Annotated in this window: 19 protein-coding genes; 15 read left to right on the top strand and 4 right to left on the bottom strand. The window is 69.5% G+C overall.

Annotation, left to right across the window (positions count from 1 at the left end; genetic code table 11):
- Positions 1-4 precede the first annotated feature (4 nt).
- The 4 genes from MHA02_RS09680 to MHA02_RS09665 all read left to right on the top strand — a co-directional run bounded on the left by MHA02_RS09680 (position 5) and on the right by MHA02_RS09665 (position 3,004).
- Positions 5-487 (top strand): chemotaxis protein CheW, encoded by a 483-nt coding sequence (locus MHA02_RS09680; RefSeq protein WP_147078449.1) that lies wholly within the window; start codon positions 5-7, stop codon positions 485-487.
- Positions 488-517: 30 nt separating this feature from the next.
- Entirely contained in the window at positions 518-901 is a 384-nt protein-coding gene (locus MHA02_RS09675; RefSeq protein WP_147078429.1) for a response regulator, read from the top strand.
- A 103-nt stretch (positions 902-1,004) separates the two neighbouring features.
- Positions 1,005-2,153, top strand: coding sequence for a protein-glutamate methylesterase/protein-glutamine glutaminase (locus tag MHA02_RS09670; RefSeq protein WP_147078428.1), 1,149 nt, complete (start codon positions 1,005-1,007; stop codon positions 2,151-2,153).
- Positions 2,150-3,004: a CheR family methyltransferase gene (locus MHA02_RS09665; protein ID WP_147078427.1), complete on the top strand. Its 855-nt coding sequence runs from the start codon at positions 2,150-2,152 to the stop codon at positions 3,002-3,004. The genes MHA02_RS09670 and MHA02_RS09665 overlap by 4 nt, the downstream gene beginning before the upstream one ends.
- Here MHA02_RS09665 and MHA02_RS09660 read toward each other — a convergent pair.
- A complete protein-coding gene (locus MHA02_RS09660) occupies positions 3,001-3,672 on the bottom strand; it encodes a GntR family transcriptional regulator (RefSeq protein ID WP_147078426.1) in 672 nt (223 codons plus the stop codon). The genes MHA02_RS09665 and MHA02_RS09660 overlap by 4 nt on opposite strands.
- A gap of 330 nt (positions 3,673-4,002) precedes the next feature.
- On the opposite strand from MHA02_RS09660, the gene dctP reads away from it, so the two are divergent.
- The 4 genes from dctP to MHA02_RS09640 all read left to right on the top strand — a co-directional run bounded on the left by dctP (position 4,003) and on the right by MHA02_RS09640 (position 7,628).
- Positions 4,003-5,025, top strand: a complete 1,023-nt coding sequence (gene dctP / locus MHA02_RS09655; protein ID WP_147078425.1) for a TRAP transporter substrate-binding protein DctP — start codon at positions 4,003-4,005, stop codon at positions 5,023-5,025.
- A 151-nt stretch (positions 5,026-5,176) separates the two neighbouring features.
- The gene (locus tag MHA02_RS09650; protein ID WP_147078424.1) at positions 5,177-5,860 is read left to right on the top strand and encodes a TRAP transporter small permease; all 684 of its coding nucleotides are present in this window, start codon (positions 5,177-5,179) and stop codon (positions 5,858-5,860) included.
- On the top strand, positions 5,857-7,209 hold the full coding sequence (locus MHA02_RS09645; RefSeq protein ID WP_147078423.1) for a TRAP transporter large permease: 1,353 nt from the start codon (positions 5,857-5,859) through the stop codon (positions 7,207-7,209). The genes MHA02_RS09650 and MHA02_RS09645 overlap by 4 nt, the downstream gene beginning before the upstream one ends.
- Before the next feature lie 134 nt (positions 7,210-7,343).
- The gene (locus tag MHA02_RS09640; protein WP_147078422.1) at positions 7,344-7,628 is read left to right on the top strand and encodes a hypothetical protein; all 285 of its coding nucleotides are present in this window, start codon (positions 7,344-7,346) and stop codon (positions 7,626-7,628) included.
- Between the two features lie 14 nt (positions 7,629-7,642).
- On the opposite strand, the gene madM is transcribed toward MHA02_RS09640, so the two are convergent.
- Both madM and madL read right to left on the bottom strand, forming a co-directional pair.
- On the bottom strand, positions 7,643-8,410 hold the full coding sequence (gene madM, locus MHA02_RS09635; RefSeq protein ID WP_147078421.1) for a malonate transporter subunit MadM: 768 nt from the start codon (positions 8,408-8,410) through the stop codon (positions 7,643-7,645).
- A 5-nt stretch (positions 8,411-8,415) separates the two neighbouring features.
- The gene (madL, locus tag MHA02_RS09630) at positions 8,416-8,889 is read right to left on the bottom strand and encodes a malonate transporter subunit MadL (RefSeq protein WP_147078420.1); all 474 of its coding nucleotides are present in this window, start codon (positions 8,887-8,889) and stop codon (positions 8,416-8,418) included.
- Between the two features lie 253 nt (positions 8,890-9,142).
- Between madL and mdcA the strand changes: the two genes are divergently transcribed.
- From mdcA to MHA02_RS09595, 7 genes are all read left to right on the top strand, one after another.
- The gene (mdcA, locus tag MHA02_RS09625) at positions 9,143-10,789 is read left to right on the top strand and encodes a malonate decarboxylase subunit alpha (RefSeq protein ID WP_147078419.1); all 1,647 of its coding nucleotides are present in this window, start codon (positions 9,143-9,145) and stop codon (positions 10,787-10,789) included.
- Positions 10,790-10,878: 89 nt separating this feature from the next.
- Complete coding sequence (gene mdcC / locus MHA02_RS09620; protein WP_147078418.1) at positions 10,879-11,187, top strand: malonate decarboxylase acyl carrier protein; 309 nt, start codon at positions 10,879-10,881, stop codon at positions 11,185-11,187.
- A gap of 3 nt (positions 11,188-11,190) precedes the next feature.
- The gene (locus MHA02_RS09615) at positions 11,191-12,108 is read left to right on the top strand and encodes a biotin-independent malonate decarboxylase subunit beta (RefSeq protein ID WP_147078417.1); all 918 of its coding nucleotides are present in this window, start codon (positions 11,191-11,193) and stop codon (positions 12,106-12,108) included.
- Positions 12,095-12,811 (top strand): biotin-independent malonate decarboxylase subunit gamma, encoded by a 717-nt coding sequence (gene mdcE / locus MHA02_RS09610; protein ID WP_147078416.1) that lies wholly within the window; start codon positions 12,095-12,097, stop codon positions 12,809-12,811. The genes MHA02_RS09615 and mdcE overlap by 14 nt, the downstream gene beginning before the upstream one ends.
- The gene (gene mdcG / locus MHA02_RS09605; protein WP_280177979.1) at positions 12,801-13,475 is read left to right on the top strand and encodes a malonate decarboxylase holo-[acyl-carrier-protein] synthase; all 675 of its coding nucleotides are present in this window, start codon (positions 12,801-12,803) and stop codon (positions 13,473-13,475) included. Before mdcE ends, mdcG begins: the two co-directional genes overlap by 11 nt.
- Positions 13,472-14,326, top strand: coding sequence for a triphosphoribosyl-dephospho-CoA synthase MdcB (mdcB, locus tag MHA02_RS09600; RefSeq protein ID WP_147078415.1), 855 nt, complete (start codon positions 13,472-13,474; stop codon positions 14,324-14,326). The genes mdcG and mdcB overlap by 4 nt, the downstream gene beginning before the upstream one ends.
- 24 nt (positions 14,327-14,350) lie before the next feature.
- A complete protein-coding gene (locus tag MHA02_RS09595; protein ID WP_147078414.1) occupies positions 14,351-15,283 on the top strand; it encodes an acyltransferase domain-containing protein in 933 nt (310 codons plus the stop codon).
- Positions 15,284-15,286: 3 nt separating this feature from the next.
- Here MHA02_RS09595 and MHA02_RS09590 read toward each other — a convergent pair whose 3' ends face one another.
- Entirely contained in the window at positions 15,287-17,935 is a 2,649-nt protein-coding gene (locus tag MHA02_RS09590) for an MGH1-like glycoside hydrolase domain-containing protein (protein ID WP_147078413.1), read from the bottom strand.
- Between the last annotated feature and the right edge of the window lie 36 nt (positions 17,936-17,971).

Here is a 17,971-nt window from a genome sequence, read left to right as displayed (position 1 = left end):
CACCATGCAGGCCGCCAACACCAACGCCGCCGAGCCCGCCGTCGCCGTGGGTCCGCGCGAATACGTCACCGTCCTCGTGGGCGAGGCGATGTTCGGCCTCGCCATCGAGCGCGTCCACGACGTCTTCGTCCCTTCGGGCGTGACGGGCGTCCCGCTGGCGCCGCGCGAAATCGTCGGCCTGATCAACCTGCGGGGCCGCGTGGTCACGGCGCTCTGCCTGCGCCGCCGCCTCGGCCTGCCCGATCGCGCACCCGGCGCCGCCTGCATGGCGATCGGCCTGGAGCAGGGAGCCGAGACCTTCGCCCTCGTGACCGACGGCGTCGGCGAAGTGCTCAAGCTCGGTGCCGACACCTCCGAGCCGGTGCCGATCAATCTCGACGCACGCTGGCGCGATCTCGCCACCGCGGTCCACCGCCTCGACGGACGCCTGCTGGTGATCCTCGACATCGGTGCGCTGCTCGCCTTCGGCGAGTCGCTCGCAGCCTGACATCCTCATGACCCCAGACCGAGCCCCGACATGAGAACCGCCCTGATCGTCGACGATTCCGCCGTCATCCGGAAGGTGGCCCGACGCATCCTCGAGACCGCGAACCTCACGGTCTCGGATGCCGAGGACGGCGAAACCGCGCTCGCCCTCTGCACGGCCGCCATGCCGGACGTGATCCTGCTCGATTGGACCATGCCGAAGATGGACGGCTACGAGTTCCTCAAGGCGTTGCGCGCCTCGCCCGGCGGCGCGCACCCGAAGGTCCTGTTCTGCACCACCGAGAACGACGTCGGCGCCATCGCCCGCGCGCTCCATGGGGGCGCCGACGAATACATCATGAAGCCCTTCGACCGGGACATCCTGATCACCAAGCTCGAACAGGTCGGATTCCCCAGAGAGGCGCACGCCGCCTGAGGCTCTCGACCGAGACAGCCGTTCCGATCCCGCGCTGGCCGCCTCCGGCTCGCAGGTCCGTCGCCCCCGACTCCCTCGACCCCGCCCTGGAAGCGCTCAGCCCATGCCGGCCGCCCTCGCCGTCACCTCCCATTCCGGTCCGCTCCCGGCCGCCTCCGCGCCGATCCGGGTGCTGATCGCCGACGACTCCGCGGTGGTGCGCGGCCTCGTCGCGCGCTGGCTCGCGGAGGCCGGCTTCGAGGTCGCCGGCACCGCCGCGAACGGCCGGATCGCTCTCGACGCGCTGGCGCGCCACGACCCCGACGTGGTGCTCCTCGACATCGACATGCCGGAGATGGACGGGACGCAGGCGCTGCCGCTGATGCTGGCGCGCGTGCCCGGCCTCCAGGTCGTGATGATGTCGACCCTGACCCAGCGCAATGCCGACATCTCCCTGAAATGCCTCGCGCTCGGCGCGGTCGACTACCTGCCGAAGCCTGAGAGCGCACGCGGCGTCACCAGCTCCGACAGCTTCCGGAGCGACCTGATCGAACGGGTGCGCCTGTTCGGCGGCAAGCGTGCGCGCCGGGCCGCAGTGGTCCCGTCGAGCCATGGCGCCGCTCCGCTCGCGGCGCCGGCGCCGCGCGCGGCCACGCCGATCGTGCTGCGGCCGAAGCCCCGGACGACGGTCCCCCCGCGCTGCCTCCTGATCGGCGCCTCGACCGGCGGTCCCCGGGCGGTCGGCGACGTGCTGGAGAAGATCGGCGCCGCGACCCTGCGCAGCGTTCCGGTCCTGATCGTACAGCATATGCCGCCGGTCTTCACCGCGGTCTTCGCCGAGCATCTCGGTGCCCGCGTCGGCCTGCCGGCGGCCGAGGCCAAGGCGGACGAGCGCCTGCAGCCCGGACGGATCTACGTCGCTCCGGGAGGCCGGCACATGGGCCTCGCCCGCGGCGAGCCGGTGATCCGGCTCGACGACGGCCCCGTGGTGAATTTCTGCCGTCCGGCAGTGGACGTGATGTTCTTCGATGCCGCGACCGTCTTCGGGGCGGCAACGCTGAGCGTGGTCCTGACCGGCATGGGCGCCGACGGCACGGCCGGCGCGCGCGCGCTCGTCGAGGCGGGGGGCATCATGCTGGCGCAGGACGAGGCCACGAGTACGGTCTGGGGCATGCCCGGCAGCGTCGCCAAGGCCGGGCTCGCCCACGGCGTCCTGCCGCTGCCCGAGATCGGGCCGGCCCTCAAGGCGCAGCTGACGGGTCAGGGACGATGAGCGACGTCGCCTTCGAATATCTGCGGGTCTACCTGAAGGACCGCTCCGGCCTCGCGCTCGGGCCGGAGAAGCGCTACCTGATCGAGAGCCGGCTCGGCCCGGTCTGCCGCCGGTTCGGCCTCGCCACGCTCGCCGACCTCTGCACGGCCCTGCGGTCCTCGCGCAGCGGCGTCGAGCAGGCGGTGGTCGAGGCGATGACCACTAACGAGACCTTCTTCTTCCGCGATCGGCTGCCGTTCGACCTGTTCCGCGACGTGCTGCTGCCGGGTGCGATCACGGCACGGGCCGCGACACGCCGCCTGCGCATCTGGAGCGCGGCCTCGTCGAGCGGGCAGGAACCCTACTCGCTGGCCATGCTGCTGCGGGAGGCCGCGCCGCGGCTCGCGGGCTGGCATGTCGAGATCGTCGCCACCGACCTCTCGACCGAGATCCTGGAGAAGGCCAAGGCCGGCTTCTACAGCCATTTCGAGGTGCAGCGCGGCCTGCCGGCACAACTCCTCGTCAAGTATTTCACCCAGGTCGGCGACCGCTGGCGCATCGATCCCGGCCTCGGCGCCATGATCGATTTCCGGCCGCTCAACCTGCTCCAGCCCTTCGAACATCTCGGCGCGTTCGACATCGTGTTCTGTCGCAACGTGCTGATCTATTTCGACATGCCGACGAAGAGCGACGTGCTGCGGCGGATCGCGAAATCGCTGGCCCCCGACGGCGCCGTGCTGCTCGGTGCGGCCGAGACCGTGATCGGCCTGACCGACGCGCTGGTGCCGGACGGCGCCCATCGCGGGCTCTATCGCAAGGGCGCGGTGGCGAGCCCGTCGTTCCAGATGGCGCCTTTGCGGGCCGCCGTCTAACCCTCGGTCTGCTCGGCAATATACCGGCCGAGCGCGCTCGCGGCGTTGAGCATGTGCGCGCGCATGCGCCGGGCCGCGGCCTCGCCGTCGCCCTGCGCCATCGCGGCGAGGATCTCGCCGTGCTCCTCCCGCGAGGAGCGGATGCGGGAGCCGTGGCGAAGTTGCGTGCGGCGGAAGGCCGAGAGGCGCCAGCGGATGCCGAGCGCCTGCTCGGCCATGAAGGCGTTGTGGGTCGCCTTGTACAGGGTCTCGTGGAATTCCCGGTTGAAGGCGTCGTAGGCGTCGACGTCGCCGGCCGCGACGATCGCGGCCGAGGCATCGTGCAGGTCGATCAGGCGGCTGCGTTCGAGCAGCGTCATCCGGTAGGTCGCCAGCCGGGTACACATCGCCTCGATCTCGGCGGTGGTCTCGAACATGTCGGCGATACGCTCCGGCGTCATCCGCGTGACGACGGCACCGCGGCGCGGGCGCAATTCCACGAGGCCGTTGAAGGCGAGCTGCCGCAGCGCCTCGCGGACCGGTGTGCGCGAGGCGCCGAAGCGTGAGGCGAGATCCTGCTCGTCGAGCGCCGTGCCGGCGGCGAGGCTGCCGGAGGTGATCGCGTCGGTCAGCGCATTGTGGATGCGGTCCGAGAGCAGCTCGCGCTCCTCGATCGCCTCTCCGTCCATTCCTCGGTTCCTCTTCACCCGGCGGCGAACCTGAGCCGACGGGGCATGGCGGCGTCAAGGCATGCGACGTCGCGTCGGCCCGCGCGTCCGGTCGTTTTCGGGTGGCGTCGACCTCCTGCCGTGGGAGGATCGAAGGCGACATCTCTCAGGCGCCCAAGCCCCAACCGGCTCGAGAGCCCCTGACTGCATACGCAACATCGCAAAAATCATATTCTCGTATGCGATACTGAATAATACTGCTTGTAAATATACGAAAATATGCAAAATTACGCCGACTCGCATCCGTCAGAGATGCAGACGACAGCACGACCCTACCGGGAGAGCAACGCCATGATCCTGACACGCCGCCATCTCGTCGCGGCCGGCCTCGCTGCGCCGGCCCTCCTGAAGTTCGGCACCGGCGCCGCCCGTGCCGCGACCACGCTGAAGCTCTCCCATCAGTTCCCCGGCGGCACCGTCGACGAGGGCGATTTCCGCGATCGGATGTGCCGGAAGTTCGCGGCTGCGGTCGCCGAGCGCTCGAAGGGCGCCCTGGAGGTCCAGGTCTATCCCGGCTCGTCGCTGATGAAGACCAACGCGCAGTTCAGCGCGATGCGGAAGGGCGCCCTCGACCTCTCGCTCTATCCGAGCCCCTATGCCGGCGGCGAAGTCGCGGAGATGAACATCGGCCTGATGCCGGCCCTGGTGCCGTCCTATGCCCAGGCGGTGGCCTGGAAGTCGGCGCCGGTCGGCAAGAAGCTCATCGAGATCCTGGAGGCCAAGGGCATCGTCCTCGTCTCCTGGGTCTGGCAGTCGGGGGGCGTCGCCAGCCGCGAACGGCCGCTGCTCGTGCCGGAGGACGCCAAGGGCCTGAAGGTCCGCGGCGGTTCGCGCGAGATGGACCTGATGATGAAGCAGGCCGGCGCCGCGACCCTCTCGATCCCCTCGAACGAATCCTATGCAGCGATGCAGACCGGCGCCTGCGACGCGGTCATCACCTCCTCGACCAGCCTGATCTCCTTCCGCCTGGAGGAGATCTCGAAGGCGCTGACCTCCGGCCGCGAGCGCTCCTACTGGTTCATGCTCGAGCCGATCATGATGTCGAAGATCGTGTTCTCGGGCCTGCCGAAGGACCAGCAGGATCTGATCATGGCCGTCGGCGCAGAGCTCGAATCCTTCGGGCAGGACGGCGCCAAGGCCGACGATACCAAGGTGGAACAGGTCTTCGCGAAGGCCGGCGCCAAGGTCCAGAACATGGACGAGGCGACCCTCGGCAAGTGGCGCGACATCGCCCGCGAGACGGCCTGGAAGGACTTCGCCAACAAGAACGCCTCCTGTGCGGAGCTCCTCAAGCTGGCGGAGCAGGTCGCGTGATACCGAAGGCCGCAGATTCCGACGCTTTCATCGATCGGCTCCGGGCAAGCGCGAAAGCGCGCCGCCGCACGCAGTCAAATGTATGCAGACTGCGTACACTTGTCTGTTGCGGCGGACTGCCCCGGAGGCGTCAGCGGGAGGGGCAACCGTTATGAGCCACGCCTTCGACGCGGCCACGGCCGCACCGGACAATCCCGCCGCGGAGCCGCGGGTCCCCGGCCTCCTCGGCGGTGTCGACCGCGCCCTGCAGCTGGTGAACCGGATCATTCTCCTCGCCGGCGGGGCCGCCCTGGTCTGCGCCTGCCTGGTCCTCAGCTACAGCGTCGTGGTCCGTTATCTCTTCAGGGAGCCGACCGACTGGCAGGACGAGATGGCGGTGTTCCTCATCGTCGGGGCGACCTTCTTCTCGGCCGCCGCCGTGCAGGCCAAGCGCGGGCACGTCGCCATCGAGGCCCTGACCGGCCTGCTGTCGCCTACCGTGAACCGCATTCGCTTGCTCTGCGCGGACGTGATCAGCCTCGCCTTCGTGGCCTTCTTCACCTGGAAGAGCTGGTCGCTGTTCCACGAAGCCTTCGTCGACGGGCAGACCTCGCAATCGAGCTGGGGGCCGCCGCTCTGGATCCCCTACATGCTGATGGCGGCGGGCATGACCCTGCTCAGCGTGCAGTTCGTTCTGCAGATCGCCGAGGCGGTCCTCTACGGCCCGCGCGCGGCCGGATGGGCCAAGCCCAAGATCGGCGTCGGCGCCGACGTCAACGCGGACATGAACCACCGGCCCGGCCTGACGCCGTCCGGCCCCGACCCGCTGCGCAGCACCACCGGAGACCAGCGATGAGTACCGCCGCGATCGGCTTCCTCTATGCCGGGGCGACGCTCGGCGCGATGCTGGCCGGCATCCCCATCGCCTTCGCGCTGGGCTTCGTCGCCCTGCTGTTCATGTACATCTTCATGCCGGGCGCCTCGCTCGATACGGTGACGCAGAACGTCTACGAGGAGATGGCCTCGATCACGCTGCTCTCGATCCCGCTCTTCATCCTGAAGGGCGCCGCGATCGGCCGGAGCCGCGCCGGACAGGACCTCTACTCGGCGATGCATGCCTGGATGCAGCGCATCCCCGGAGGCCTCGGCATCGCCAACGTCTTCGCCTGCGCGCTCTTCGCCGCCATGGCGGGGTCGAGCCCGGCGACCTGCTCGGCCATCGGCTCGGCCGGCATCCCGGAGATGCGCAAGCGCGGCTACTCGCCGGGCTTCGCGGCCGGGATCATCGCCGCCGGGGGCACGCTGGGCATCCTGCTGCCGCCCTCGATCACCATGATCCTCTACGCGGTCGCGGCCGAGCAATCCCTCGGACGGCTGTTCCTCGCCGGCATCGGGCCGGGCCTGCTGCTGGTCGGCCTGTTCTCGACCTGGGCGATGTACCGGTTCCGCTCCGAATACGCGGCGGCCAAGGCAATCATGGAAGGCGGCGGGCCGGTCTCGCCGATCCTGAAGGACGAGAACTTCAGCTTCAGCCAGCGCTTCTCGACGCTGCCGCGGGTGCTGCCCTTCGTGGTGCTGCTCACCGGGGTGATGGTCGCCCTCTACGGCGGCTATGCCACGCCTTCGGAGACGGCCGGCCTCGGCGGCCTGCTGGCGCTGGGTCTGATCGCGCTGATCTACGGCGTCTGGCGGATCAAGGACGTCAGCCCGATCCTCACGGCGACACTCCGCGAATCGACCATGCTGATGCTGATCATCGGCATGTCGCTGCTCTACGCCTACGTGATGAGCTACCTGCACATCTCGCAATCGGCCGCCTCGGCGATCGTGGCGATGCAGCTCTCGCCCTGGGTGCTGCTGGTGACGATCCTGGGACTGGTGATCCTGCTCGGCTTCTTCCTGCCGCCGGTCTCGATCATCCTGATGACGGCGCCGATCATCCTGCCGCCGCTCAAGGCCGCCGGCTTCGACCTCGTCTGGTTCGGCGTGGTGATGACGATCACCATGGAGATGGGGCTGATCCACCCGCCGGTGGGACTCAACATCTTCGTCATCAAGAACATCGCCCCCGACATCCCGCTCTCGGACATCATCTGGGGCACGCTGCCCTTCGTGATCCTGATGGCGATCGCGATCCTGATCCTCTGCCTCGCTCCGGGCGTCGCCCTCTGGCTCCCCGACATGCTGCTGCCGTCGACGCGCTAGCCTCTCTCGACAGCGCCATCCTTCCGGGGGCGCTGTCGAGCTTCGGAACGGCCGCTTGGAGACCAGCGAGAAGGACGGCCACCGATGCCGCTTCGGGGCGTTGTGGCATCGACCGACCTCCAACGGAATGCCTGATGCTCGCCCGGACCGTCCTGCTGTTCGTTGTCCTGACCTCGTCCGCGCGGGCCGCAGCCTTCGACGATCTCAAGCAGAATCTCGCCGAATGCCTGCGCTTCGAGCTGAGCGACGGAGGCGGATCGCGCGGGCCGGTTGCGGCCAGGGCAGCCCGGAGCTGTTCGGAGCAGATCGAGGCGTTGGACCGCGCCGACGGCCGACGGCTCCGTGGCGATCAGGGTCTCAGCCCTTCCACCTGGAGCGTCATCCGGGGCGTGCTGGGACGCGGTGCCGGCGCACGCTGAGCCCCACCGCCCCGTTAGCCGCCGACGATCGCCCGCACCGTCAGGAACAGGATCGACGGCCCCACCAGGCACCCGATGCCGGTGTGGAAGGTCGCGGTCAGGGCGCCGTAGGGGACGAGGCGCGGGTCGGTGGCGGCGAGGCCTCCGGCGACGCCGCTGACCGTGCCCATCAGGCCGCCATACGCCATGGCCGAGCGCGGGTTGTTGAGGCCGATCAGCTTCGCCACCAGCGGCGTGCCGACCATCACCATCACCGCCTTGGTGACGCCGGTGGCGATGGACAGCGCCATCACCGTCGAATCCGCGCCGATCGCAGCGCCGGTGACCGGGCCGACGATGTAGGTGATCGCGCCCGCGCCGATCGTCGTGATCGAGACCGCGTCGTGATAGCCAAAGGCCACCGCCGTCAATGCGCCGATGACGAAGGGCAGCAGCGTGCCGAGGCCGAGCGCCACCACGCCGACGAGCCCGGCGCGCTTGGCCTCGGCCACGTCGACCTCGAAGGCCGTGGCGACGATGGCGAAGTCGCGCAGCATCGCCCCGCCCATCAGGCCGATTCCGGCGAGCGCCGGGATATCGGCGACGCCCTTCTTGCCGCCGGTGTAGAGCCCGGCCAAATACGCGAGTACCAGTCCGAGGACGATGGCGATGGCCGATCCGTGCACGCGCCCCGCCGTGAGGCGCTTGGCGGCGAAGTTCGAGAACAGCATCAGCGCGCCGACGACGGCGAAGGCCGCGACCAGGCTCTGCTCGACGAAGACGTGTTCGATCATGTGGAGCATGGCGCTCACTCCTTCGCTGCGGGCACGGTGGGGGCAGGGGCGGGGATCGGCCGTGCCGGCAGCTCGTCGTCTGCGCTTCCGCCGACGATGGAGCCGCCGCGCTCGAACGCCTCGCTCGTCGCGTCACCCGGGCTGAGCCGGCTGAGCAGCGCCACCGCGGCGAAGCAGGTCACCAGCGAGCCGGTGGCGGCGATCAACACGATCGGCCCGCCGCTCGCCGCGGCGACCACGTTCTGTTGCGCGGCCATGGCTACGACGATGGGAATGTAGAGGGCGGCCCAGAATTCGACGCCGAGGGTGATGCCCTTGCCCAGACGACCGCGGCTCTTGAGCCAGGCGCGCGCGGCGATGAGAAGGATCATGGCCAAGCCGACACCGCCGACATTGGCCTTCACGCCTAGGGCGATTCCGAGGAGGTCGCCGAGAAAGACGCCGATCAGCGTGCAGGCGGCGAGGAGGGCGACGCCGAGGATGATCATGGGCGCTGCCCTCCGGCCGAGACAGGATCGCATCCATGGGCGTCCACGACCCGCAAGCGCGGCCTTACGTATACACAAGCCATCATTTTTCTCCTCACCGTATTTCTTATGATTTTATGGCGCCCCGATAGTATGCAGGATATTGACAGATTCGCAAGATGGGATACATATTGATTGCAGATACCGGCATCCGAATGCCGAAACCCGGAATCCCGACGGTTCCGTGCACGCAAACAGGCCCTGGAGGCAGCGCATGGCGAACTGGCGCAGCGAGAGAACGGCCCGCGACGCCCGGATCGAAGCGGGCCGCGCCCATGCCGAGGGCAAGGTCGTGCCGGCGGCGTCCGTCGTGGATCTGCTCGAAGCGGTCCTGAAGCCCGGCGACCGGGTCTGCCTCGAGGGCGACAACCAGAAGCAGGCGGATTGCCTCGCCCGCGGCCTCGCCGCCTGCGATCCGGCCAAGGTGCTCGACCTGCACATGGTGCAGTCGGGCATCGTGCTGCCCGAGCATCTCGACGTGTTCGAGACCGGCATCGCGAAGCGGCTCGACTATTCGTATTCCGGTCCGCAGGGCGGCCGTATCGCGAAAATGCTCTATGGCGGACAGATCGAACTCGGGGCGGTCCACACCTACCTGGAGCTGTTCGCCCGCTACTTCGTCGACCTGACGCCGCACGTCGCCCTGATTGCCGGCGTCTCGGCCGACCGCGACGGCAACCTCTATACGGGGCCCAACACCGAGGACACGCCGACGGTGGTCGAGGCGACCGCCTTCAAGAACGGCGTGGTGATCGCCCAGGTCAACGAACTCGTCGAGCGCGTGCCCCGCGTCGACATCCCCGGCGACCGTGTCGACTTCGTCGTGGAGGCCGACAAGCCGTTCTACGTCGAGCCGCTCTTCACCCGCGACCCGGCGGCGATGACCGAGACTCAGATCCTGATGGCCATGATGGCGATCAAGGGCATCTATGCCGAGTACGCCATCCGCCGGCTCAACCACGGCATCGGCTTCGGCACGGCCGCCATCGAGCTGCTGCTGCCGACCTACGGCGAACGGCTCGGGCTGAAAGGGCAGATCGCCACGCACTGGGCGCTGAACCCGCACCCGACCCTGATCCCGGCGATCGAGTCGGGCTGGGTGAAACAGGTGCATTGCTTCGGCTCGGAAGTCGGCATGGACCGTTACATCCGCGAGCGGCCGGACATCTTCTTCACCGGCGCCGACGGGTCGCTCCGCTCGAACCGCGCCTTCTGCCAGACGGCCGGGCTCTATGCTTGCGACCTGTTCATCGGCTCGACGCTGCAGATCGACCTGATGGGCAATTCCTCCACCGTCACCACGAACCGGGTGGCCGGCTTCGGGGGCGCCCCGAACATGGGCTCCGACCCGCATGGCCGCCGCCACCCCTCCGACACCTGGATGAAGGCGGGGCGGGAGGCCGGCGGCACCGGCGATCCGGCGCTGCGGCGCGGACGCAAGCTCGTGGTGCAGCTCGTCGAGACCTTCGGCGACAAGCTGGTGCCGACCTTCGTCGAAAAACTCGACGCCCTGGAACTCGCAAGGAAGACCGGCCTGGAGCTCGCTCCGGTCATGGTCTACGCCGACGACGTCACCCACGTCGTCACCGAGGAGGGCATCGCCAACCTCCTGCTCTGCCGCGATGCGGACGACCGCGAGCAGGCGATCCGCGGCGTCGCCGGCTACACCGAGGTCGGGCGCGGGCGCGACCGGGCGAAGGTCGACGAACTGCGCGGGCGGGGCATCATTCGCAGGCCCGAAGATCTCGGCATCGAACCGCTCGACGCCGACCGCTCCTTGCTCGCCGCGAAGTCGATCAAGGACCTCGTCCACTGGTCGGGTGGCCTCTACGAGCCGCCGGCCCGGTTCCGGAATTGGTGAGCCCATGACGTATCTCCCGTCATTGCGAGCGCAGCGAAGCAATGACGGTGTGATCGTTCGAACCGAAAGACGCCCGACAGGAGCTGTCGATGGAAAGCCTGACCTTCCGCCACACCACCAAGACCCCGCTCGCCGGCGCAAAACCCCTAGCCATCACCGGGGTGGTCGCCTCCGGCAACCTCGAAGTCCTGCTGGAGCGGGTGCTGCCGCCGAATGCCTGCGAGGTCGCCGTCGAGACGCCGATCGGCGGCTACGGCGACGTCTGGGAAGCGGTGGTGGCCGACTTCGTCGCCCGCGCGCAGCCCGGCGGCCTGCGCATCAGCATCAACGACGGCGGCGCCCGCCCCGATACGGTCTCCCTGCGCCTGTTGCAGGGCGCGCGCCTGATGGAGGGCTGAACCATGCCCGACGTGACCGATCCCCAGACCTTGAGCTGGTACGAGGCCAGCGCCCGCCAGCGCGTGGCGAACCTGCTCGACGCCGGCACCTTCGAAGAATTCGTCGGTCCGGCCGAGCGGGCGATGAGCCCGCACCTGCCGCTGTTCGACCTGCCGCGCGCCTTCGACGACGGCATCGTCGTCGGCCGTGGCACCCTCGGCGGCAAATCCGTGCTCGCCGCCGCGCAGGAAGGCCGCTTCATGGGCGGGGCCTTCGGCGAGATCCACGGGGCCAAGCTCGTCGGCCTGCTGCGGGCGGCGCTCGACGTGAAGCCCGCGGCCGTGCTGATCCTGTTCGACACCGGCGGCGTGCGCCTGCAGGAGGCCAATGCCGGCGAGACCGCCATCGCCGAAACCATGCGTGCCATCACGGACGCCCGGGCCGCCGGCATCTCGGTGATCGGCCTGATCGGCGGCCGTGCCGGCTGCTTCGGCGGCGGCGGCCTCATCGCAGGTACCTGCTCACGGCTCGCGGTCTCGGAGAGCGGGCGGATCTCCGTATCGGGGCCGGAGGTGATCGAGACCAACAAGGGTGCGGAAGAGTTCGATTCCCGCGACCGGGCGCTGGTCTGGCGCACCATGGGCGGAAAGCATCGCCGTCTCACCGGGAGCGCCGACGCCTATTGCGAAGACACCGTCGCCGCCTTCCGTCAGGCCGCCATCGACCTCATCGAAACGGCGCCGCGCTTCGACCTCGCCATGCTGGAGGCCGAGCAGGGCCGGCTCGAAGCGCGCCTGCACCGCTTCGGCGCATGTCGGGACGCCACCGAAATCTGGGCACAGCTCGGGATCAATGATCCCGACGCCGTGCCGGCGATGACCGACGCAGCCTTCCAGGAAATCGCAGCCGGCGTGACGGAGGCCTCGCATGACGCTCGCTGACATCCTCGCTTCGCTGTTCCCGGAAGGGCATGGCGTCACCGTCGCCGACGGCCTCGTCACCGGGCACGGCCCGCTCGACGGCCGAACGTTGCACGTGGTCGGCATCGACGGCGACACGCCGCTCGGCGTCGACGGCGCGCTGACGCTCTCCGCCGCCGTGCTCGACGTGATGCGGGCCGCCGACAAGGCGCCGATCCTCGTCGCGATCGATTCCGACAGCCAGCGCATGAGCCGCCGCGACGAGTTGCTGGGCCTCAACGAGTGCCTCGCGCATCTCGCCAAGGCGCTGCTGCTCGCCGACCGCTCCGGCCACCCGACCATCGGCCTGATCTACGGCCACTCGGCGGCCGGCGCGTTCATTGCTACGGCCCTGGCGACGCGGGTGCTCGCGGCTCTGCCCGGAGCGAACCCCAGCGTGATGGACCTGCCCTCGGTCGCCCGCGTCACCAAGCTGCCGCTGGAGAAGCTCCAGCAGATGGCGAAATCCACTCCGGTTTTCGCACCGGGCCTCGACAACATGGTCGCCGCCGGCGCGGTCCATGTCGTGCTCGACCCGGAGAGACCCCTGCATGCCCAGATCCTCGGCCTGATCGCCGACCTGCCGTCACACGACGTCCGCGACCGGCTCGGCCAGGAGCGCGGCGGCCGGCCGGTCGCACGCGACATCGCCGCGCGCGTCGCGGGGCAGGCCCGTGCCGGTTGATCCTTCTTGGGACTTTCGGCGGCACGACCTCGTCCGTGTCGCGCCGGTGGCTTGGGCCGCCATGCTGGCGGAGCGGCGGGATCTCGGCGGCGTGCCTCACGTCGCGGAATGGGCGGAAGCGGGCCGGCCGCTGATCGTCCGCCGCTTCGGACCCGGCGAGGACCGGGACCGCGTCCCGCTCGGCCTGCCGTTGCCGCCGGCTGACGGCAAGCGTCGGATTTCACTCGCGTTTTTGGCGGGGGATTTCGCGCCATACGCGACGCCGACGCTGCAGGACGCGCGGACGGCTGCCCCCGCATCGTGGTGTGCGACCATCGATCTCTTGATTGCCGTCGGCGTGCGCTACGGCATCGTTCCGCGCCCCTTCGGCGGTCTGCTCTGGCAGGCGGCAACGGGCCTTGCCTATCTGTCGGACGCTTCGGATCTCGACATTCTCTGGCGGCTCACCACCTCGACGCTGCCCACCGGCCTGCTCGACGGCCTCGCCCGCATCGCCGACACCGCACCGATGCGCCTCGACGGCGAAATCCTGCTGCCGGACGGCGCCGGCATCCACTGGCGCGAGCTTTTGGAGACGCCGGAGGGCGGCGAAGTGCTCGGCAAGCACATCGATCGCCTGGAGATGCGCCCCGTCGCGGCGTTGCGCGCGAGGACGCGCGCGTGATCGCCGCCGGCGCTCTGCGGATCGCGCCGCCGCCATGCGACGCCGCCTTCATCGCCCGGCGCGCAGTAGAGGCGCTGCGGCGCGAACTCGACACCTACCCCAAGCCCGGCCTCGTCAGTCCGATCGACAGCGGCAGCCACGACGACATGGATGCGGCGACGTTCGCGGCGAGCTGCACGGCGCTCGAACCGTTCTTTCGCCGGTTGGCTCAGGCAGGGAACGACGCTCTCGGCATGGATGCCCTGAGGCGGATCGGGATCGAGGCCGAGGCTGCGATGCGGGACGCGACGGGGGGCGTGAACACCCATCGCGGGGCGATCTTCGGGCTCGGTCTGCTCGCCGCCGCGGCCGGTGCCCTGGGAGCCGGAACCGTGCCGATTGCCGCCGGTGCCCTCGGCGCCCACGTCGCCGACCGGCATGCCAGGGGCATCCTGGCCGGCCCGGTCCTGCTGCATGCGCCGGGGGCGCAGGCGCGGCGACGGCACGGGGTCGGCGGAGCGCCCGCCGAGGCGGCGGCGGGATTTCCGACGGTCTATCGCGTGGGGCTTCCGGCCCTGCTGCGTGGGACACGGTTACGGCTCGACGAGCCGGAGGCGGCGCGGGTCGAGGCGTGCCTTTCGTTGATCGCCGTCACCGAGGATACGAACCTGCTTCACAGGGGCGGGGTGGACGGCTTGGAGTTCGCACGGCAGTCCGCTGCGGCTTTCATTGCCGCCGGCGGCGTCGGGCAGCCAGGCTGGCGGGACCACGCGAAGAAACTTCATCGCGACTTCGTCGCCCGGCGGCTCAGCCCCGGCGGGGCTGCGGATCTGCTGGCGATGACGCTGTTCGTAGATGCCCTCGAAGGCTGACGGAATGGACGCCGAGAGCAGCCTATGACGTTGGCCGTGTTGCTCACGGGGCAGGGTGCCCAGCATCCCGAGATGTTCGCGCTCACGGCGGCGCGTCCGGCGGCCCAAGGCATCTTTGCGGCGGCCAAGCCTCTGCTCGGCGGCACCGACCCGCGCGACCTCGTCCGCCGGTACGGCGCGGCGCTTCACGGCAACCGGACCGGGCAGGTCCTGTGCTGCGTCGCGGCGCTCGCGGCCTGGACGATCGTCGCGGAAGCGGGGCCTGCGCGAACGATCCTCGCCGGCTACAGCATCGGCGACCTCGCCGCGTGGGGCTGCGCGGGGCGCCTCGACCCCGAGGCCGTCCTGCGGCTCGCCGCCTCGAGGGCGGAGGCGATGGATGCAGCCTCGGGCGAGGGCTACGGCCTTGCCGGCATCCGCGGCCTGACCCTCGACGACATCGCGCGCCGGGCAGGGCGTCTCGGCTGCCACCTCGCGATCCGCAACGCCGCCGACAGCGCCGTGGTCGGCGGTCTTCGCGATGGGCTGGAAGCGCTTTGCGCCGAGGCGCTGACTGCGGGCGCTCAGCGCGCCGTCCTGCTGCCGGTCCACACGCCCTCGCACACGCCGTTCCTCAACGCTGCAAGCGACACTTTTGCGGAGGCCATGGCGAAGGAAACACTGCGGCGTCCCCCGCCCGGCGCACCACGCCTGCTCTCCGGCCTCGACGGTGCGGCGGTGTTCGATGCGCGGACCGGCCGGGAAAAGCTCGCGCGCCAGATTGCACAGACGATCGACTGGGCCGCCTGCCTCGAAGCCTGCCGCGAGTTCGGGGCCTCGTCCGTGCTCGAACTCGGACCGGGCCACGCCCTTGCGACCATGGCCCGCGCGGCGCTTCCCGAGGCGCGCATCCACGCCCTGGAGGACTTTCGCTCGGACGAGGGCGTCATCGCCTGGATCGGGGAGGGTGGGCGCTGACCCCTACCGCCGCGCCTTGTGGTGCAGCAGGTTCAGGATCAGCGCGGTCCAGCCGGTCTGGTGGGAAGCGCCCAAGCCCCGGCCGGTGTCCCCGTCGAAGAACTCGTGGAAGAGCAGGGCCTCTTCCTCATCCTTGTCCGCGTGGCGCCGCTCCGCAGTGCCGAAGATCGGCCGGCGGCCGTCCTCGCCCTTGGTGAACAGCGCGATCAGCCGGTCTTCGAGGGCGTCGGCGATGGCCTCCAGCGTCAGTTCCGCTCCCGATCCGGTGGGATATTCCACCAGAAAGTCGTCGCCGTAATAGGTGTGGAAGCGGCGCAGGGCCTCGACGATCAGGTAGTTCATCGGCATCCAGACCGGCCCGCGCCAGTTCGAGTTGCCGCCGAACATGTTCGAGGTGGAATCCGCCGGGTCGTAGCGCACGCTGAACGACGCGCCGAACGCGTCCAGGTGGAAGGGTGCCTCCTTATGCGCCTTCGACAGGGAGCGGATGCCGTAGTCCGAAAGAAACTCGGCCTCGTCGAGCATGCGCTTCAAGAGCGCCTTCATCCGGTGGCCGCGCAGCAGCGAGAGCAGCTTGCGGTCCCCGGCGCCGCCCTCGTCCCAGCGCGAGACGAGCCGGGCGAGGTGCGGGCGGTTTTCCAGCACCCAATTCATGCGCCGGGCGAAATCCGGCAGCCGCTGCAGCATTGTCGGGTCGATCACCTCGACGGCGAAGAGCGGCACCAGCCCGACCATCGAGCGCACGCGCAGCGGCAGCATCGCGCCGCCCGGCATGTCGACCTCGTCGTAGAAGAACGCGTCCTGCTCGTCCCAGAGCCCGAAACCCTCGCCGCCCATGTCGGTCATCGCCTCGGCGATGCCGAGGAAGTGCTCGAAGAACTTCGAGGCCGTGCTCTCGTAGACGTCGTTGTGGAGCGCGAGTTCGAGGGCGATGCGCATCATGTTCAACGCGTACATCGCCATCCAGGCGGTGCCGTCGGCCTGGTGCACCACGCCGAAGCCGGGGGGCGGGCGCGACCGGTCGAACACGCCGACATTGTCGAGGCCCAGGAACCCACCCTGAAAGACGTTGCGGCCGTCGGCGTCCTTGCGGTTCACCCACCAGGTGAAGTTGATCAGGAGCTTGTGAAACACGCCCTCCAAGAAGGCGATGTCGCCCCGCCCGCCGCGCCGGTCGCGGTCGATCTCGAAGACCCGGAACGTCGCCCAGGCATGAACCGGCGGGTTGGTGTCGCCGAACTCCCATTCGTAGGCGGGGAGCTGGCCGTTCGGGTGCATGTACCATTCGCGGGTCAGCAGCAGCAGCTGGCTCTTGGCGAAGTCCGGGTCGAGCAACGCCAGCGGCAGGCAGTGGAAGGCGAGGTCCCAGGCGGCGAACCAGGGGTACTCCCAGGCGTCCGGCATCGAGAGCACGTCGGCGGCGGCAAAATTCTTCCAGATGGCGTTGCGCCCGTGCCGGCGGTCCGGGGGCGGGGCCGGCTGGAGCGGGTCGCCCATCAGCCAGGTGCGCACGTCGTAGCGGTAGAGCTGCTTCGTCCAGATCAGTCCGGCCGCCGCCTGGCGGAAGATGCGCTGGCGATCGGCGCAGACGATGCCGTCCTGCAGCATGTCGTAGAAGGCATCCGCCTCCTCGACGCGCCGGCGTGTGAGCGTGCCCTGACCGTCGACCGGCCGGGGCCGCGTGCCGGCATAGAGCCGCAGGCGCACCACGGCACGCGCGCCGGGCTCCAGGGTGAAGCGGTAGTGCAGGCCGAGCTTGGTGCCCTTCGATGACGAGACGGCGGCTCGGTCGCCCCGGACGATGGCCGCGTCGAGCCCGTCCTTGAACGGCCCCGGAGCCTCCGCCCGGCCGCCATGCAGGCGCAGGTTCGTCTCGTTCTCGCAGAACAGAAGCTCCGGTTCGCCGTCGAAGGACAGGCGGTAGGAGCCGAGCCGGGAATGGTTGCAGGCGACGCGCCCGTCGGCCCCGCGTTCGAGCCAGGGCTTCCAGGCGATGGCGCCGTCGCGCCAGCCCCAGGTGTTGCGGAACCAGAGCTGCGGCACGAGGTGCAGTTCGGCCGTCTCCGCGCCGCGGTTCACCGCGGTCACGGTCATGTGGATGTCGTCGGCATCCTCCTTCGCGTACTCGACGGTAACCGCGAAGAAGCGGTCCTGGTCGAAGGCGGCCGTGTCCTCGATCTCGTATTCCGGCTCGTCGCGCCGCCGCCGCCAGCTCTCCTGCAGAAGGTCGTCGTAGGGAAAGGGGCCGTGGGGATACTTGTAGAGGTACTTGAGGTAGGCATGGCTCGGGACGGCATCGAGGTAATGGTAGACCTCCTTGACGTCCTCGCCGTGGTTCCCCTCCTCGTTGGTGACGCCATAGAGCCGTTCCTTGAGGATGCGGTCGCGCCCGTTCCAGAGGCAGAGCGACAGGTTGAGCAGGCCGTGGTCGTCGCTGAGGCCGGCGATGCCGTCCTCGCCCCAGCGATAGGCCCGCGAGCGCGCATCCTCATGCGTCAGCGAGCGCCAGGCGTTGCCGTCTGCGCTGTAATCCTCGCGAACCGTCCCCCATTGCCGCTCGCTGAGATACGGGCCCCAGAGCGACCAGGCCCGCTCGCCGCGCCCCTGCTCGGCAATGCGGCGGCGCTCGGCCCACCGGTCGATGTCGCTCAAATCCACCTCATGAGCCGGCACGTGTCCGCACGTCCG

Source organism: Methylobacterium haplocladii (genome assembly GCF_007992175.1).
GTDB lineage: Bacteria > Pseudomonadota > Alphaproteobacteria > Rhizobiales > Beijerinckiaceae > Methylobacterium > Methylobacterium haplocladii.
This window is presented reverse-complemented; position numbering and strand designations above follow the sequence as displayed.